General features: G+C 66.3%; 17 protein-coding genes. 12 read left to right on the top strand and 5 right to left on the bottom strand.

Translation table 11 applies throughout. The annotated features are described in order from the left end of the window. Positions 1 to 283: 283 nt before the first annotated feature. Together OXH60_11120 and OXH60_11115 are read left to right on the top strand one after the other, a co-directional pair. Entirely contained in the window at positions 284 to 2,059 is a 1,776-nt protein-coding gene (locus tag OXH60_11120; GenBank protein MDE0712670.1) for a tetratricopeptide repeat protein, read from the top strand. Next, positions 1,999 to 2,988, top strand: coding sequence for a 4-(cytidine 5'-diphospho)-2-C-methyl-D-erythritol kinase (locus OXH60_11115; GenBank protein MDE0712669.1), 990 nt, complete (start codon positions 1,999 to 2,001; stop codon positions 2,986 to 2,988). Before OXH60_11120 ends, OXH60_11115 begins: the two co-directional genes overlap by 61 nt. Here OXH60_11115 and rsmD read toward each other — a convergent pair. The 3 genes from rsmD to OXH60_11100 are packed head-to-tail and all read right to left on the bottom strand — an operon-like array spanning position 2,936 to position 4,931. After that, entirely contained in the window at positions 2,936 to 3,496 is a 561-nt protein-coding gene (gene rsmD / locus OXH60_11110; GenBank protein ID MDE0712668.1) for a 16S rRNA (guanine(966)-N(2))-methyltransferase RsmD, read from the bottom strand. The genes OXH60_11115 and rsmD overlap by 53 nt on opposite strands. After that, positions 3,493 to 4,212: a pseudouridine synthase gene (locus tag OXH60_11105; protein MDE0712667.1), complete on the bottom strand. Its 720-nt coding sequence runs from the start codon at positions 4,210 to 4,212 to the stop codon at positions 3,493 to 3,495. The genes rsmD and OXH60_11105 overlap by 4 nt, the downstream gene beginning before the upstream one ends. Further along, the gene (locus tag OXH60_11100) at positions 4,209 to 4,931 is read right to left on the bottom strand and encodes a gamma-glutamyl-gamma-aminobutyrate hydrolase family protein (GenBank protein MDE0712666.1); all 723 of its coding nucleotides are present in this window, start codon (positions 4,929 to 4,931) and stop codon (positions 4,209 to 4,211) included. The genes OXH60_11105 and OXH60_11100 overlap by 4 nt, the downstream gene beginning before the upstream one ends. Before the next feature lie 419 nt (positions 4,932 to 5,350). Here OXH60_11100 and OXH60_11095 point away from each other — a divergent pair, with 419 nt between their 5' ends. The 10 genes from OXH60_11095 (at position 5,351) to OXH60_11050 (ending at position 12,516) form a co-directional block, all read left to right on the top strand. After that, positions 5,351 to 5,554 (top strand): hypothetical protein, encoded by a 204-nt coding sequence (locus OXH60_11095; protein ID MDE0712665.1) that lies wholly within the window; start codon positions 5,351 to 5,353, stop codon positions 5,552 to 5,554. A gap of 67 nt (positions 5,555 to 5,621) precedes the next feature. Further along, positions 5,622 to 6,305: a uracil-DNA glycosylase gene (locus tag OXH60_11090; protein MDE0712664.1), complete on the top strand. Its 684-nt coding sequence runs from the start codon at positions 5,622 to 5,624 to the stop codon at positions 6,303 to 6,305. A gap of 326 nt (positions 6,306 to 6,631) precedes the next feature. Then, positions 6,632 to 6,967 (top strand): hypothetical protein, encoded by a 336-nt coding sequence (locus OXH60_11085; GenBank protein MDE0712663.1) that lies wholly within the window; start codon positions 6,632 to 6,634, stop codon positions 6,965 to 6,967. Between the two features lie 153 nt (positions 6,968 to 7,120). Next, the gene (locus OXH60_11080) at positions 7,121 to 7,486 is read left to right on the top strand and encodes a hypothetical protein (GenBank protein ID MDE0712662.1); all 366 of its coding nucleotides are present in this window, start codon (positions 7,121 to 7,123) and stop codon (positions 7,484 to 7,486) included. A 16-nt stretch (positions 7,487 to 7,502) separates the two neighbouring features. Then, on the top strand, positions 7,503 to 8,279 hold the full coding sequence (locus tag OXH60_11075; GenBank protein ID MDE0712661.1) for a (Fe-S)-binding protein: 777 nt from the start codon (positions 7,503 to 7,505) through the stop codon (positions 8,277 to 8,279). A gap of 2 nt (positions 8,280 to 8,281) precedes the next feature. Continuing rightward, the gene (locus tag OXH60_11070; GenBank protein MDE0712660.1) at positions 8,282 to 9,700 is read left to right on the top strand and encodes a lactate utilization protein B; all 1,419 of its coding nucleotides are present in this window, start codon (positions 8,282 to 8,284) and stop codon (positions 9,698 to 9,700) included. Continuing rightward, positions 9,697 to 10,305, top strand: coding sequence for an LUD domain-containing protein (locus OXH60_11065; GenBank protein ID MDE0712659.1), 609 nt, complete (start codon positions 9,697 to 9,699; stop codon positions 10,303 to 10,305). The genes OXH60_11070 and OXH60_11065 overlap by 4 nt, the downstream gene beginning before the upstream one ends. Beyond that, positions 10,302 to 10,823, top strand: a complete 522-nt coding sequence (locus tag OXH60_11060; protein ID MDE0712658.1) for a Smr/MutS family protein — start codon at positions 10,302 to 10,304, stop codon at positions 10,821 to 10,823. Before OXH60_11065 ends, OXH60_11060 begins: the two co-directional genes overlap by 4 nt. Beyond that, positions 10,820 to 11,623: a ParA family protein gene (locus OXH60_11055; protein ID MDE0712657.1), complete on the top strand. Its 804-nt coding sequence runs from the start codon at positions 10,820 to 10,822 to the stop codon at positions 11,621 to 11,623. Before OXH60_11060 ends, OXH60_11055 begins: the two co-directional genes overlap by 4 nt. Then, a complete protein-coding gene (locus tag OXH60_11050) occupies positions 11,620 to 12,516 on the top strand; it encodes a ParB/RepB/Spo0J family partition protein (GenBank protein ID MDE0712656.1) in 897 nt (298 codons plus the stop codon). Before OXH60_11055 ends, OXH60_11050 begins: the two co-directional genes overlap by 4 nt. A 16-nt stretch (positions 12,517 to 12,532) precedes the next feature. Here the strand turns inward: OXH60_11050 and holA are convergent, their stop codons facing one another. Together holA and lptE are read right to left on the bottom strand one after the other, a co-directional pair. Then, the gene (gene holA / locus OXH60_11045) at positions 12,533 to 13,540 is read right to left on the bottom strand and encodes a DNA polymerase III subunit delta (GenBank protein ID MDE0712655.1); all 1,008 of its coding nucleotides are present in this window, start codon (positions 13,538 to 13,540) and stop codon (positions 12,533 to 12,535) included. After that, positions 13,537 to 14,019, bottom strand: coding sequence for an LPS assembly lipoprotein LptE (gene lptE / locus OXH60_11040; GenBank protein MDE0712654.1), 483 nt, complete (start codon positions 14,017 to 14,019; stop codon positions 13,537 to 13,539). Before lptE ends, holA begins: the two co-directional genes overlap by 4 nt. Positions 14,020 to 14,032 lie beyond the last annotated feature (13 nt).

Below are 14,032 nucleotides of genomic sequence, written 5' to 3'. Positions count from 1 at the left end.
CGGCCCGGGGCAGAAAGAACTTGGCACCCATGATGTAGGGCATGAGCGCCGCGAAATCCCGACACCTGGCCGGATGGCCGGGACCATGCGATCTGGCGATGATACAGCCGTAGCCATCCGATTTGGACTTGCATGCGCCAGGCCGCTCCGAACTTCGCGCGCATCGCTGCGACCCCCTGCGACGGAACGGCGGCTGACTACAATTTGACTTGTACCGCCTATATTTATGGTGGCGTATGGGAAGAGGCCCTCGCTCGATGAGGGGGCAGGAGGCTGCAGTTTCGTGATCATCCGCGTAGTCGCTGCGATCACTGCCGCGGCCGTCCTGGGAACTGGTGGGACTGCGAGTGCGGCGGGCGACCAGCTTAAGGCGGCGTCACCGTTCGGCGCCTATCTAGCGGCACAACACGCCGCGAAATCAGGCGACTATTCCACGGCCTCAGCCTACTTCCACGCGCTGATCGGGAGCGACCAAAAGGCTGCCGTCATCGCTGATGCTATCAAGGCTTTCGTCGCCAGCGGCGAGGTCGCGACGGCTGAGAAGCTGTCCCGGGAACTGGTTCAGAACGGAACACGGCCCTGGGGACTCGCGATTTTCCTCCGGTTCGCGGGCGATGTTCTCCGGAACGACATGGCGTCTGCGGAGGCGCTGCTGGACCCAATGGCTACCGTGGGCGGTCTGGACGGATACTTGGTCCCGGTGCTGCGCGCCTGGATCTCGGGTTCCCGGGGCCCGCCGAGTGCGGCCTTCGAACAGATCGACCGCATTGCCGAGCGCGGCGTACTCATTTCTTTCTTCAACTATCACGCCGCCCGCATTCTTGATCACTGGGGCGAGCAGGAGGCGGCGGGCCAGCGTTATCGAGCGGCGATTCAGGAAGCGGCGATCCCCGACCGCATGGCGTTGGCTGCCCTTGCCCACTTTTCGGCGACCGGGCAGACCGATGACGCCATCCGGGCGCGGACCAGCCTCGCGGGACGTCGTCCAGCGAGCGGCACGGTGCTGGCGCTCCAGGAGGGGGCAGAACTCCGGTCCCTGGGCGGCCCGGTCAATCTTGCCGTGCCGCCGGCAGCCGGCGCCGGTCGTTCCGACGGGAATCAGAGCCAGGCGAAAGGTCTGGATCAGCGCGACGTGGCCATCGGGGTCGCCGAAACGTTCTTCGACGGCGCCCGCATGTTGTTTTCGCAGCAGTTCTATCGTGGTGCACTGGCGTACGTGCAGATCGCGCTGTACCTGGAGCCGGACTTTCTGGCGGCTCGCCTCCTGGTCGCGCAGGTCCAGGAGCAGCTCGGTGCGAACGACTCTGCGCTGGCGTCCTACCGGCGTGTCCCGTCGGATGCTCCCGAATCGTGGGATGCAGGCCTGGCGCTTGGCAGTCTGCTCGGCCGGCTGAGCCGGGTCGAGGAAGCGCGCTCGGAACTTCAGCTGCTCGGTGAACGCTTCCCTGGCAGAGTGGGAGCCCTCAGCGCGCTGGGCCAGCTGATGGCCACGGAAAAGCGGTACGATCAAGCGATCACCGCCTATTCCGAGGCGCTCGACCGCCTCGAATGGCTGGAACCCCACCACTGGCCCCTGCTTTACGGTCGCGGTGCGGCCTTCGAGCGGTCAGGCCTCTGGGAGCGGGCAGAGGAAGACCTGCAGCGGGCGCTGGAACTGTCGCCTGATCAACCGTTCATCCTCAATTACTTGGCGTACTCCTGGATTGAGCAGGGCCAGCGGCTCGAAGAGGCCAAGGCGATGGCGGCCCTGGCCGCCAGGCTCCGTCCTGACAACGGGTTCATCATCGACAGCCTCGGCTGGGCGCACTATCGGCTGGGTGATTACGAGCTGGCCGTGGAAACGCTGGAACGGGCCATGGCGGCGCAACCCGGAGACCCGGTGATCACGAGTCATTACGGGGACGCGCTGTGGCGTACCGGGCGCAAACTGGAAGCCCGCATGCAATGGCGCAATGCGCTCCGGGCGGACCCCGACCCGGAACTCGCGGCCGAGATTGAATGGAAGCTGGAACACGGATTCGACGAACTGCCGCCGGTCGTCGAGGAGCACGAGATCTGATCGCCGGACGTTTCGGTTCCGAAATCGAGGCCGCCCCTGCCAAGATCAATCTGCATCTTCATGTGCTCGGACGGACTCCTTCCGGGCTTCATCGAATCGATTCGGCACTGGCATTTGTGGACATCTTTGACATCGTCCGGGTTTCGCCGGCGCCCGGCCTGTCGCTCTCCGTCTCGGGCCCGATGGCCAGCACCGTGGACTCCCTCGGCGCTGCCAACTACGTGATGCAGGCGGCGTCGGAACTCCGCACGCGCGCGGGGGTCAGCGCCGGCGCAGCCCTTCATTTGGAGAAGCACATCCCTCCCGGGGCGGGATTGGCAGGGGGCACGGCCGATGGGGCCGCGGCCCTGCGGGCCTTGGGCCGCCTCTGGGGGATCAGCCGCCATGATTCAGCCATGCTGGGCGCGGCGTCCGCGCTGGGCGCCGATGGGCCCGCGTGCCTGGAGTCGCAGGCCTGTTGGGCTGGCGGGACCGGCGCCGACCTTGCATCGATGCCGGCACCGACCGGCGGCGTGCTCATTGCCTGGCCAGGAACCGAGCTGGCGACGTCAAGTGTCTACGCCGGCTGGCAAGGCCCCGGGTCCCGCCCGGCCTCCAGGCGTCGGATGCCGGTCCGGCAACACGTCGCGCGTACGACCAACGATCTCGCGACCTCGGCTGCTCGCCTTGCCCCGGTGATCCGCAGCGTCGAGATGACGTTGGCTTCCGTTCCTGGTGCCGATGGTGTGCGGATGACGGGAAGCGGGACGGCGGTGTTCGCACTGTTCGCTCGCCGGTGTCAGGCTGAAGCGGCTGCCCGTCAGCTTCGCCGCGCCCGTCCCGGCTGGTGGCTGCGCGCCGCTTCGTTCCTGCCTCGGGGGCGGGCGTTGCGCTCGATCAGGTCCGGAGCAGGCAAATCCTGGTCGTGCCGTAGACGCGCTCATCGATGAGCCGACAGCCGGAAGGAATCGGAAACGTCTCGCGGCGGCCCAGTTCGACGGCAGCAATGCCGTCCGCGATCACCCACCCGACGGTCCGCGCTGCGTTGAGGGCAGGCTCCGCGAGCCCTTCCCCGTAGGGAGCGTCGACGAACACGAACTCCGCGGCGAACGTGGACGCCGGCAACCGCAGTGCGTCTGCCTGGAGGATCCGGGCCCGGCGCTCCTCGCCCAGCGCCATGACGTTTCGGCTGAGTACGGAGACCGCGTCCGGGTCCCGTTCCACGAAGGTGACGACGGCTGCCCCCCGCGAAAGCGCCTCGATTCCAAGCGCTCCGGTGCCGGCGAACAGGTCGAGGATCGAGGCGCCGGCGAGCCGATGGTCGACGCGCGGAGAATGCTCGAGCAAATCGAACAGGGACTTGCGGACCCGGGCTTGAGTTGGCCGTACGCTCGAGCCTGGCGGCGTTTCGAGACGCCGACCGCGGTGGCGGCCGGCGAGTATGGTGAGCCCGCTCAACGAGAGCCGCCGAAGTGCTCGTGCAACGTTGCCGCCGGCACTTCCACGAAGCCCCCGCGCGGCAGTGAACCGAGCTGGATTGGCCCATAGGCTGTTCGAATCAGGCGGTTGACCAGCAGCCCGACATGCTGGAGCACGCGGCGTACTTCGCGGTTCTTGCCTTCGCGCAAGGTGACCTCCAGCCAGGCGTTCGTCCTTCCGCCACGCGCGACCTCAACGGCGATGGGGCCATAGCGGACGCCGTCGACTTGCGTGCCCCTTGCGAGGGCAGCTAGGCGATTGGGGTCGATCCGGCCATGGACGCGAACCCGGTAGTGCCGGGGGAGGCCGGTCCGCGGAAGTTCGAGCCGTCGTTTCAGCGCGCCGTCGGTTGTCAGGAGCAGGAGTCCCTCCGAGGCTAGGTCGAGGCGGCCAACCGGGTGAAGGTACGGGAGGCCGTCTGGGAGGAGGTCGAAGACCGTTTGCCGCCCGGCCGGGTCGGCGCGTGTGGTGACAAAGCCCGGGGGCTTGTGGAAGCGGAACAATCGTGCAGGCGCAGGTGCGGGCAGCACTGTTCCGTCCACCGTGACCGTATCTTCGGCGACCACATTGCGGCCGGGGAGGAAGACGGGCTCGCCGTTGACGTGGACACGGCCCGCGGCAATCCATCGCTCGGCCGTTCGGCGCGAACACAGCCCGGACCTCGCGATGCGGCGGCCTATGCGCTCCGCCGTCACGTTTTCGCAGCTGCCTCCACAAATGCCCTACCCAACCGGCGGTCCCCATCCTGCAACATGAATTCAGGGTGCCACTGCACCCCGATGCAAAACCGAAAACCCGGGTGCTCGATGCCCTCGATCACGCCGTCTGGCGCGACGGCATTGACGATCACGCCCTCTCCCAACTCAGCGACTGCCTGATGGTGGGCGCTGTTTACATCCAGTCGGCTGGAACCCACGATGGTTCCGAGCCGCGTGCCATCGATGACCCTGACCGAATGACCGGGTTCGTCACGAGAATTGGGCTGTTCGTGTTCCAGCGCTTCGCTGATCGCACTCGGGATATGCTGCAGCAGCGTGCCGCCCAGCACGACGTTGAGCAGCTGCTCGCCGCCGCAGATTCCCAAGACCGGAAGATCCCGCGACAGGGCCCGGCGCGTGATGTCGGCCTCGAACGTGGTGCGTCGATCTTTCGTGGTCACGCTCGCGTGGCGCTCGCTCGCGCCGAACAAGGCCGGATCCACGTCAAACGCCCCGCCGGTCACGACGAGACCGTCCAGGTGCTCCAACAGATCAGCCACGAGGTCGGTTTCGTGTGGGAGCGCGACCGGCACGGCCCCGGATGCGGTCATCCAGTCCACGTAATTCTGGCGCAACGCGTACCAGGGAAACCTGGAATACGTCTGGGCCGTTTCGTGGTCGAGGGTCAGTCCAATGAGCGGTCGGTCAGTCGACACCGAGCGGTTCTCCGCACTGCATCATGCCGCCGCCAGGGTGCTGGACGAACAGGTTCGCTGGGCAGCGACACTCGGCTTGGGCAGCATGATCGAGACCGTCTGTCCCGTAAAGCAGTCGCGGCCAGGAACCCGGGGAAGCGAGGACCCTTGCGAGCGGGTTCCCTGACGTCCCAACCGGAGCCGGGGCAGCCAAACTGCTGATTCCTTAGCATCGGCGGAGACAGGCAGGCTCGCTGAACCGGCTCGAGCTGCACGGGTGCCGACAGGTGGCGGTGATCGGGCGTCGGCGCAGCGTCACGCCGGCAGTTCCTTCCGCAGACTCGTACCTACGCCTTCGTGTGCTAGTTTGTGGCTTCTTGACTGGCGTTGCGAGGCGCCGCGGATACATTCGGTAGGCCCGGCTACGGAGAGAGCAAACGATGCCGCTCACCAAGAACAATCCCGCGATTCGGGCTGAAGCCAATCGCAACCGTCGCGAGAAGACGTATGACGGGAAACCGGTAAAGCCGGTGCTTTACGTTGGTAAGTGGGTCGGGCATGGCCGCTACGTAGCCGCTCAGGACGAGTCAGGAGCCTTGGTCCGCGATTCCAAGGGCCGACCGGTCCCCTTCGCTTCGCTCTAGTCAGCTAGTCCGGATGTCGGCCGGTGATCGTGCAGCCGCGACCGCACTGCTGCGCTGGTATGTCGACATGGGTGCGGACGAAGCGCTGGCACCGGAACCGTTGAATCGTCTGGCGGCGAGTTCCCCCCCACAAGAGCAGGTTCCGGGCGAACCTGCCGCAGCAGTCGCGGGCCAGCGGGTTCCGGCCACGAACCTCGAAGAACTTCGCGCCGAGGTAGAGAGCTTTCGGGGCTGCGCGCTGCGGACGGATGCAACCCGAACCGTGTTTTCCGACGGCAATCCGGAAGCGGGGTTGATGTTGATCGGCGAGGCCCCCGGTCGCGAAGAAGATCGAATCGGTCTCCCGTTCGTCGGATCCGCCGGCAAACTCCTCGACCAGATGCTGGCCGCAATCGGCCGCGACCGGACCAGCGCGTACATCACGAACGTTGTGTTCTGGCGCCCCCCCAACAACCGGACCCCCACCGACGAGGAAATGGCCACCTGCCTGCCGTTCGTGCGGACTCACGTCGCCCTGGTCCGCCCGCAGGCAATTCTTCTGCTCGGGGCGGCCGCGGCCCGTGTCCTGCTCGGGACCCGGCTGGGGATCAGCAAGTTGCGTGGGCAGTGGCGGGAGATTCCGATCGAGGGCATTCCGCCTGTCCCGGTGCTCCCGACGTTTCACCCGGCTTTCCTGCTACGTCAGCCGGCTCGGAAGGCAGATGCCTGGAATGATCTTCGAAACTTGAAACGGCGACTGGATGGGCCGTGAGCCCAGCGCACGATGAGCCGCTCCGACGCGCCCTGACGGTCTGAAACTCCTCAGTTGCCTGGGTCGATCCCGGCAACGGTACCGGCGGTGCACGGTATGGCTCCCGGACAAGGTCTGGGTCGGGGCGCCGCCACCGAGCACGATCACCATGCCGAGCCCGCGGAACCGGCGCCCAGCCCTGGGCACGATGATGATTGCGAGGTCGTGGGTCGTGTGGGGCACGCCGCCGGCGACCACGAGACCTACCCGCAACAGGCTTCCGCCAGTCTTTGGCCCGCGAAATCACGGCACTTCTCATTGATCGTTTCGCACCGATGGAGACCGTCTTGTTACCGCGCGAGATCAATCAGTCGACGGTGACTCAGGCGGCGCGCCCGGCGCTCCATGTCCGACGCCGGTTTCGGCTTGTCGGGTTCGGCGCTGATGCGGTGCGCGCGTTCACGGCCATCTTGATGGTTGGCGCAGTCCTGGGCCTGTTTGCTGCGCTCGTTCAGGTACTCGAGGAACGGCAGGAGGACCTTGCCGTCATACGGGCGCCGGGCGCTACCCAGTTGCAGCTGTTCTGGCAGATCATGGCGGAGAGCCTTATATTGATTGTCGCTGGTGCAGGTCTCGGCTTGGCCACAGCCCACCGCGTGGCCTGCGGCGCGAGCCTGTGGTAGTGGGGAGCACAAGCAACTTCTGGTGCCCTTTGCCTGGGTTGGCGGCGAGGCCATGCTGGTCCTGACAGTACTTGGGCTCGGGCGTCCTGGCGGCCCGAACCGACATTCCACGGGTATTGTCTGGTGGTCGAGGCGGTAGTACGGAGGCCAGGCATGCAGCCCTCTCGGTTATTCCCGGTTTCCGGATACTCGGTGCTGTCCATGTGGGGGGCGGTTTCAGTCTCCGTGCAGGATGACGGGCAGCAGTACGCGGACCCCATGACGGCGGTGGCGCCCGCCGACGGCTGCAAGATCCCGCTCGCCAGTTCCGACCGCAGACGTCTCCTCAGTCTCATGGCACCGCCGCGCCCCCACTCCCTGCCCGGCGGGCCTGAGATCACAGTCAAGGTGGAAGCGCGGGAAGCGATCGACGGCGCATTGGAGCCAATCATGCCTGACGGGACGGTCGAACCGATCGGCGACGGGGTGTCGACCGGACTCTGCGCTTACGCTCTGACCAACGCCCGTCGAGTTTCCTGATCGGCCGATCCTGGTCGTGTCTGTCCCCAGCAGCGAGTCCCATCGCGGGCGCGTCGGCTTGTTCGTGACCTGCCTCGCCGACTTGTTCAGGCCGTCAGTGGCTTGGGCGTCGGTGAAGCTGCTGGAACGGGCGGGGTTCCGGGTGGAAGTCCCCGACCGTCAGACCTGTTGTGGCCAGCCCGCGTACAACTCAGGGGACTTGCGCACAGCGCGCCGCGTTGCCCGCGGGTTCCTGAATGCCTTCGAGCCATTCGAGTACGTCGTCGCGCCGTCAGGGAGTTGCGCCGGAATGCTGCGGCTACACCTGGGCCGGCTGTTCGCATCGGAGCCGGACGAGGCAGCGCGCGCAGAGAGGCTTGCCGGTCGAACCCACGAACTGACCAGCTTTCTGGTGGACGTGGCCGGTTGGACCGACATTTCAGCCACGTTTCCGCAGCGCGTGACTTACCACGACTCCTGCTCGTCGCTGCGCGAGATGGCGGTACGTGACCAGCCTCGTGCCCTGTTGGCGCGGGTGGACGGGCTGGAGCTCGTGGAACTTCCGGATCGCGACGCGTGCTGCGGGTTTGGCGGCACGTTCTGCGTCAAGTACCCGGACATTTCCACGAAGATGGTCTCAGACAAGACAGCTTCGATCGCCGGGACCGGTGCGGAGACCGTGCTTGCCGGAGATCTCGGCTGCCTCTTGAACATCGCCGGGAGACTGGCCCGTGAGGGGCGACCAATCGCTTGCTTGCACGTGGCCGAAGTTCTGGCCGGCGCGGAGAACACGGACCCCGTCGTCCCGGTTTGATCATGTTCGACGGACGCGAGATCGCGCAGTTTCCTGAAGCGAGCGCTCGGGCTCTCGAAGACGAAAATCTGCAGGCAGCGCTGCGGCTGCTCGGGGACGGGTTTCAGGCCCGCCGCACCGATGCTGTGGAGCGGTTCTCCGAGTTCGAGGATGCGCGCGATGCGGCCGTGGATGCAAAGACGCGCACCCTCCGTCAGCTGCACCATCATCTGGAGAACTTCGAGGCGCGCTGCCAGGAACAGGGCGGGGTGGTGCACTGGGCGGAAACCCCTGCAGACGCTCGCCAGATCGTGCTGGAGCTGCTGACCTCCCGCGGCGTGCGGGTGCTGAGCAAGGGCAAGACCATGGTGGCCGAGGAGATCGGCCTCAACGGCTTCCTGGAGGAACATGACATCGAGGTGGTCGAAACCGATCTCGGCGAATACATCATCCAGCTCGCCGACGAGGTGCCCAGCCACATTATTGCCCCAGCCATCCACAAGACGATGCCGCAAGTCGTCGAACTCTTCCGGCAGCACCACCACCACAAGGCGGAGCCGTTCCCGCGTCACACGCCCGCCGACCTTGTCGCCGAGGCGCGCGCCGTGCTTCGACGGCGGTTCCTGGAGGCGGATGCCGGCCTCACCGGCGCGAATTTCCTGGTCGCCGACACGGGGAGTTCGGTCATCGTTACGAACGAAGGCAACGGCGACCTCACTCAGACGCTCCCGCGTTTGCACATCGTGCTGGCCACGATCGAGAAAGTGGTACCGACACTGGCCGACGGCGCGGCCATCCTGAGGGTCCTGGCCCGGTCCGCCACCGGTCAGGACATGTCCGCCTACACGACGGTCTCGACCGGGCCTAGGCGATCGACCGATATCGACGGGCCTTCGGAATACCATGTGATCCTGCTGGACAACGGCCGGTCAAGCCTATTGGGCACACCGGCCGAGGACGTGCTGCGCTGCATCCGTTGCGGGGCCTGCATGAACCATTGTCCTGTGTACGGCGCCGTGGGCGGTCACGCGTATGGCTGGGTGTATCCCGGCCCGATCGGTGCAGCGTTGACCCCTGCCTTGCTCGGCGTCGAAGCCGCCCGTCATCTTCCCAATGCCTCCAGTCTGTGCGGGCGCTGCGAAGAGGTGTGTCCGATGCGGATCCCGCTTCCGAAGATCTTCCGCTATTGGCGGGCGAAGGAACATGAAGCGCGCCTGAACACGGTCCGGACGCGGGTGGCGCTCGCACTCTGGGGCTGGCTCGCCGCACATCCTCGGCTGTACCGGTTGGGGACGGGGGTGGCAATGTGGATGCTGTCGCGGCTGGCTGGCCGGTCCCGCCGTTATCGGAATCTGGTCCTGGCGAACGGGTGGACCCGATCGCGCGACTTTCCTGCGCCTGCCGGTAGAACGTTTCTCAACAGCTGGAAGCGCCGATCATGAGTGCGGCACGCGAACGGATTCTGGGCCGTCTTCGGGATCGTCTGGGGGAGGGATCGCAGGAATCCCCGCGCCAATCGGTGGCCTCGCCGGCGCGCGCCGGAGACGTGGGCGTGTTCTGCCGGCGTCTGGAGGCGGCCGGAGCGACTGTCGAGCGGATTCCCGAAGACGCGGTTCCACAGGCAGTCGCCCAATATCTTACGCAGCGCAACCTGGCAGCACGGATCAGGGTGTCCCCGGCGCTGGCGAAGCTTGGTTGGGATGCCGAGCCGCTGTTGGAAACCGCCTTCGGAGTCGCCGATCTCGACGATGCGGCGGCGGTCGTCCCGGCGGTCCTTGGGGTCGCCGAAACGGGCAGTCTGGTCCACGTTTCGGCCGGCGATAACCCGACCACCAACCATTTCCTGCCCGATCACGCTATCGCCGTGGTGGCCGAAGACGCGGTGTGCGCCGATCTCGAGACCGCGTTTTCAGCGGCGTCGAGCGCGTCGATGCCACGCACCGTCTGCCTGATTACGGGGCCATCCCGAACCGGCGACATCGAGCAGCGTATCGAGCTCGGAGCGCACGGTCCGCGCTCGCTTCACGTGCTGGTGACCAAGAAATGACGCGTTTCAAGCGCCGCACGTCCTCAATCGCGACTCCGGAGGAGATTGCGGAATTCGAGGCCAGCCTGAAGGGGCCGCACTCACGGTCGGCGCGCGGCGGTCTCCTCGACCCCGCCGCCGCCGGCACGCCCCCGGCGCGCCCGACGGTGATCAAGCGAGCCGCAGTTTCGAAGCGGCCGCACAACGGGATCGATCGATCGACGCGGCAGAAACTTCGGCGGGGCCGGATCGCGCCGACCCGAACGCTCGATCTGCACGGCTTTCGCGTGTCCGAGGCGTGGGTGGCCGTGCGTGAATTCGTGCTGGACGCGCAGGCAGGAGGGCACCGCTGTGTCCGCGTGGTGACCGGGCGGAAGCTCGGGGAGGCCGGCCCCACCGGAGCGCTCAGAGAAGCCCTGCCGGAGATCGTCCGCTCGCCGGCACTCCGCGGGGTAGTACTGGGTTGCGAACCGGCACCGACACGTCACGGGGGTGACGGGGCATTTCACCTGCTAATCCGAATCCGCCCAACCCGGTGACCCGTCCGTCGGGACCGGTTCCCGGCCACGGGCGGGTGGTCGCGATCGCCAACCAGAAAGGTGGCGTTGGCAAGACCACGACGGCCGTCAATCTCGCCACGGCTTTTGCCGCTGCAGGGCGACGGGTGTTGCTGGTGGACATGGATCCACAGGGGAATGCGTCGACCAGCCTCGGGGTGGCGCTGGGAGACCGGAACCCCGGCGTCACGGAACTCCTGGAGGGCCGAACGGGACCGGCCAACGCGATCCGCTCCACGCTGGTCGACAACCTCCAACTTGTGCCGGCCACTTCTGCCCTGGCCCGGGTCGACGAGGTCCGTCGGCAGATCGATGCAGGGCACCTGGGATCCGCTGTGGCCGCCTTTCGCACCACGCATACCGACATTTTCTTCGACTGTCCGCCGTCGTTCGGCTGGCTGACACTGGGAGCGCTGGCGGTGGCCGACGGTGTCATCATTCCGCTGCAGTGCGAGTTCTTGCCGATGGAGGGGCTCGCACAGGTGCTGGAGACGATCGAATTGGTGCGGGCGGGACCCAATCGGAGTCTTGCGCTGGATGGCGTGCTCTTGACCATGATCGATGGCCGCACGAATCTCGCACGCGACGTTGAGCGCGATGTGCGCGAGCACCTTCGATCCAAGGTATTCAAGACCGAAATCCCCCGGAGCGTGCGCGTTGCCGAAGCGCCTTCCGCCGGCGAGCCTGTACTCCTGTACGATCGGAACTCGCCTGCGTCGCAGGCCTACGTATCGCTCGCCCGGGAGCTGCTGACACACGAGGCGTATCGGATGCGGTCGTGACCCAGAAAACCGGCGGGACGCGGATGCGCCGAGGCCTCTCTCGCGGGCTCGAGTCCCTGGTCGCGGAGCGTGCCGCAACTGCAGACACCCGCACGGTGCCGGAAGCCCGCGGGGCCGAGCCCGGAGCGGCCCCAGACGCCACACTGCCCATCACCGACCTGGTCCCGAACCCGTTTCAGCCGCGTTCCGACTTCGATCCGGATGACCTCAACACGTTGGCGAATTCGGTCCGGCGTTCGGGCATGCTGCAGCCGATCCTGGCCCGCCCCGATCCCGCGCAGTCCGGCCGCTATCAGATCCTGGCCGGCGAGCGGAGATGGCGGGCCGCTCAGAAGGCTGGCCTGCACCGCGTCCCGGTCCGGATTCGGGCCGCAAGCGATCAGGAGGCCGTGGGCCTGGCGCTGATCGAGAACATGGAGCGGGCTGACCTCAATGCGATTGAGGAGGCTGGCGGGCTGTCCCGGCTCATGGACGAGTTTGGTTTCACGCAGGCGCAGGCGGCCGAAACGGTCAGTCGAAGCCGGAGCTACGTAGCCAATTCCGTTCGGCTGCTGTCGCTTCCGGAACCGGTACAGCAGATGGTCCGCAGCGGCGAACTGAGTGCGGGCTCAGCCCGTCCGCTCATCGGGTCACCGGACGCGTTGAAACTGGCCCGCGTGATCGTGCAGCGCGGTCTCAATTCCCGTGCTGCGGAGCAGCTCGTGCGTCGCGAACGCCGTGGCCGCACGCCGCCCCGGCGGGACCCCAATCTGGAGGAACTCGAGCGGGAACTCCAAGAAACGCTCGGAATGGAAGTGGCGGTTCGGGCCAGAGGTAACCGCGGCGAAGTCAGAATCCGCTATCAGCGCAGCGCACAGCTGGAAGAAATCCTCAGACGTCTGCGGCGCGAATAGGCGCTGGAGACCGCGGTCAGGGACCAGCGATGCGGGCGATCCGGAGCACGGTTTCCCGCACGACTTCCCGGCCCGGCGTTCCGGTTCGCTTGCACGTCTGCTCGGCGCGCCCGAGGAGCCGCAACACGTGCTCAACGCGCAGCGGCGACCACTGTCTGGCTTGCGTTTCGACGGCCTCTTTGCGTTTGAAATGGACGGGTGGCTGAAGGCTATCGACGGCCTGGAGTGGATCCGCTGCCGCCGTCACCATGTGCAGGGTTTGAAAGTGACGGAGCAGACGCCGGATCACCGCGACATCACTCAGTCCTTCCTCGTGCAGTCGCCGAAGGGCTCGAAACGCGTCACCCGCCCGGCCCAGCCCGACCGCATCGGCGAGTGCGTCTGCCCCCAGTAGCGCATTGTCACCGGACAGCGCGGCGGCGGCTTCATAGTCGAGGATCCCGCCATCTCCCGCGAACAGCACGAGCTTCTCAAGCTCGTTCCTGGTGACGCCACGGTCACGCCCGAGGCGGACAACCAGATAGGCGTAGGCATCCGGGTCGATCTCGATGCGATGCGATTCCTGAACGTCGCGCAGCAGTCGCTCGATCGTCCGGCTGTCGTCCGCGTAGCAGGGCGCTGCTGCTGCGTCCTTGGCGCGTTCAAAGAGCCGGCGCAGGCCAGATCTGGGCCCGAGATCGCCGCCCTGAACCAGGACCACCGAATCCTCTCCCTCGGAATTGAGAAATGTGTCCAGGGCGGTGGTCACGGCTTCGCCAGCGTGGCGGATCCGGATGACGCGCCGCGTCCCGTCGAGCGATATTTGCGCAGCTTCATCCAGGAAACGGGCCATATCGGATGCGACGTCGTCGCCATCGAGGGAGACCACTTGGAACGGATCATCCTGGTTGGGCGCAAGCGACAGCGAAATCTGCGTAAACCGTTCGGAAACGAGACCCTGATCAGGCCCGTACAGCAGGATCGCCCGTGGTTCCGGAGAGGGGTTGGCACAAAACCCCTCGACTTGATGGGCTTGCAGTTTCATCCGCGCTGATCCGCACGAATCAACAGTGCGGCATCAGTCGCAATGACGTTTGCAAGGACGTTTGCGGCCCGTTCCAGAGCTGCGTGTGAACCGATCAGCGTGCCGTAGATCTCATTGGGGATCACGCCGTGATTCGCGTGGGCATCCCGTTCCGCGCCGCCGACCTCACGGCCCGTGGAAATCTCGATCAATTGATACTGCGCCTGCAGATGCACGTCGTAACGGCGGACAAACGTCGACTGGTCGATAATCAGTGGCGAACTGACGGACCGGAGCGTCACGTTCAGTCGGTAGGTAGGGGCCGACGACTTGCCCGCGGGATGCAACCGTTCAACCAGCGCCCGATACACCAGTTCGCCGGGCCCGCCTTGGATCGGAGAGACGTCGACTGCGCTGAGCGCAGCGTTGACAGAGGCCCCGTGAAGCGGTTCGAAGCCACACCCTGAGGTTGCCGCGGCGAGTACGGCGGCCGCTGCCAAGCTCCTGAAGACC

The sequence above is a fragment of the Rhodospirillales bacterium genome (genome assembly GCA_028824295.1).
In the GTDB taxonomy this organism is placed as follows: Bacteria; Pseudomonadota; Alphaproteobacteria; order TMED109; family TMED109; genus VXPW01.
This window is presented reverse-complemented; position numbering and strand designations above follow the sequence as displayed.

Coding starts and splice junctions, on each gene's coding strand:
- OXH60_11115 (MDE0712669.1), top strand. CDS start 1,999: ATGGAAGCTGGAACACGGATTCGACGAACTGCCGCCGGTCGTCGAGGA.
- OXH60_11095 (MDE0712665.1), top strand. CDS start 5,351: ATGCCGCTCACCAAGAACAATCCCGCGATTCGGGCTGAAGCCAATCGC.
- OXH60_11090 (MDE0712664.1), top strand. CDS start 5,622: ATGGGTGCGGACGAAGCGCTGGCACCGGAACCGTTGAATCGTCTGGCG.
- OXH60_11080 (MDE0712662.1), top strand. CDS start 7,121: ATGCAGCCCTCTCGGTTATTCCCGGTTTCCGGATACTCGGTGCTGTCC.
- OXH60_11070 (MDE0712660.1), top strand. CDS start 8,282: ATGTTCGACGGACGCGAGATCGCGCAGTTTCCTGAAGCGAGCGCTCGG.
- OXH60_11065 (MDE0712659.1), top strand. CDS start 9,697: ATGAGTGCGGCACGCGAACGGATTCTGGGCCGTCTTCGGGATCGTCTG.
- OXH60_11060 (MDE0712658.1), top strand. CDS start 10,302: ATGACGCGTTTCAAGCGCCGCACGTCCTCAATCGCGACTCCGGAGGAG.
- holA (MDE0712655.1), bottom strand. CDS start 13,540: ATGAAACTGCAAGCCCATCAAGTCGAGGGGTTTTGTGCCAACCCCTCT.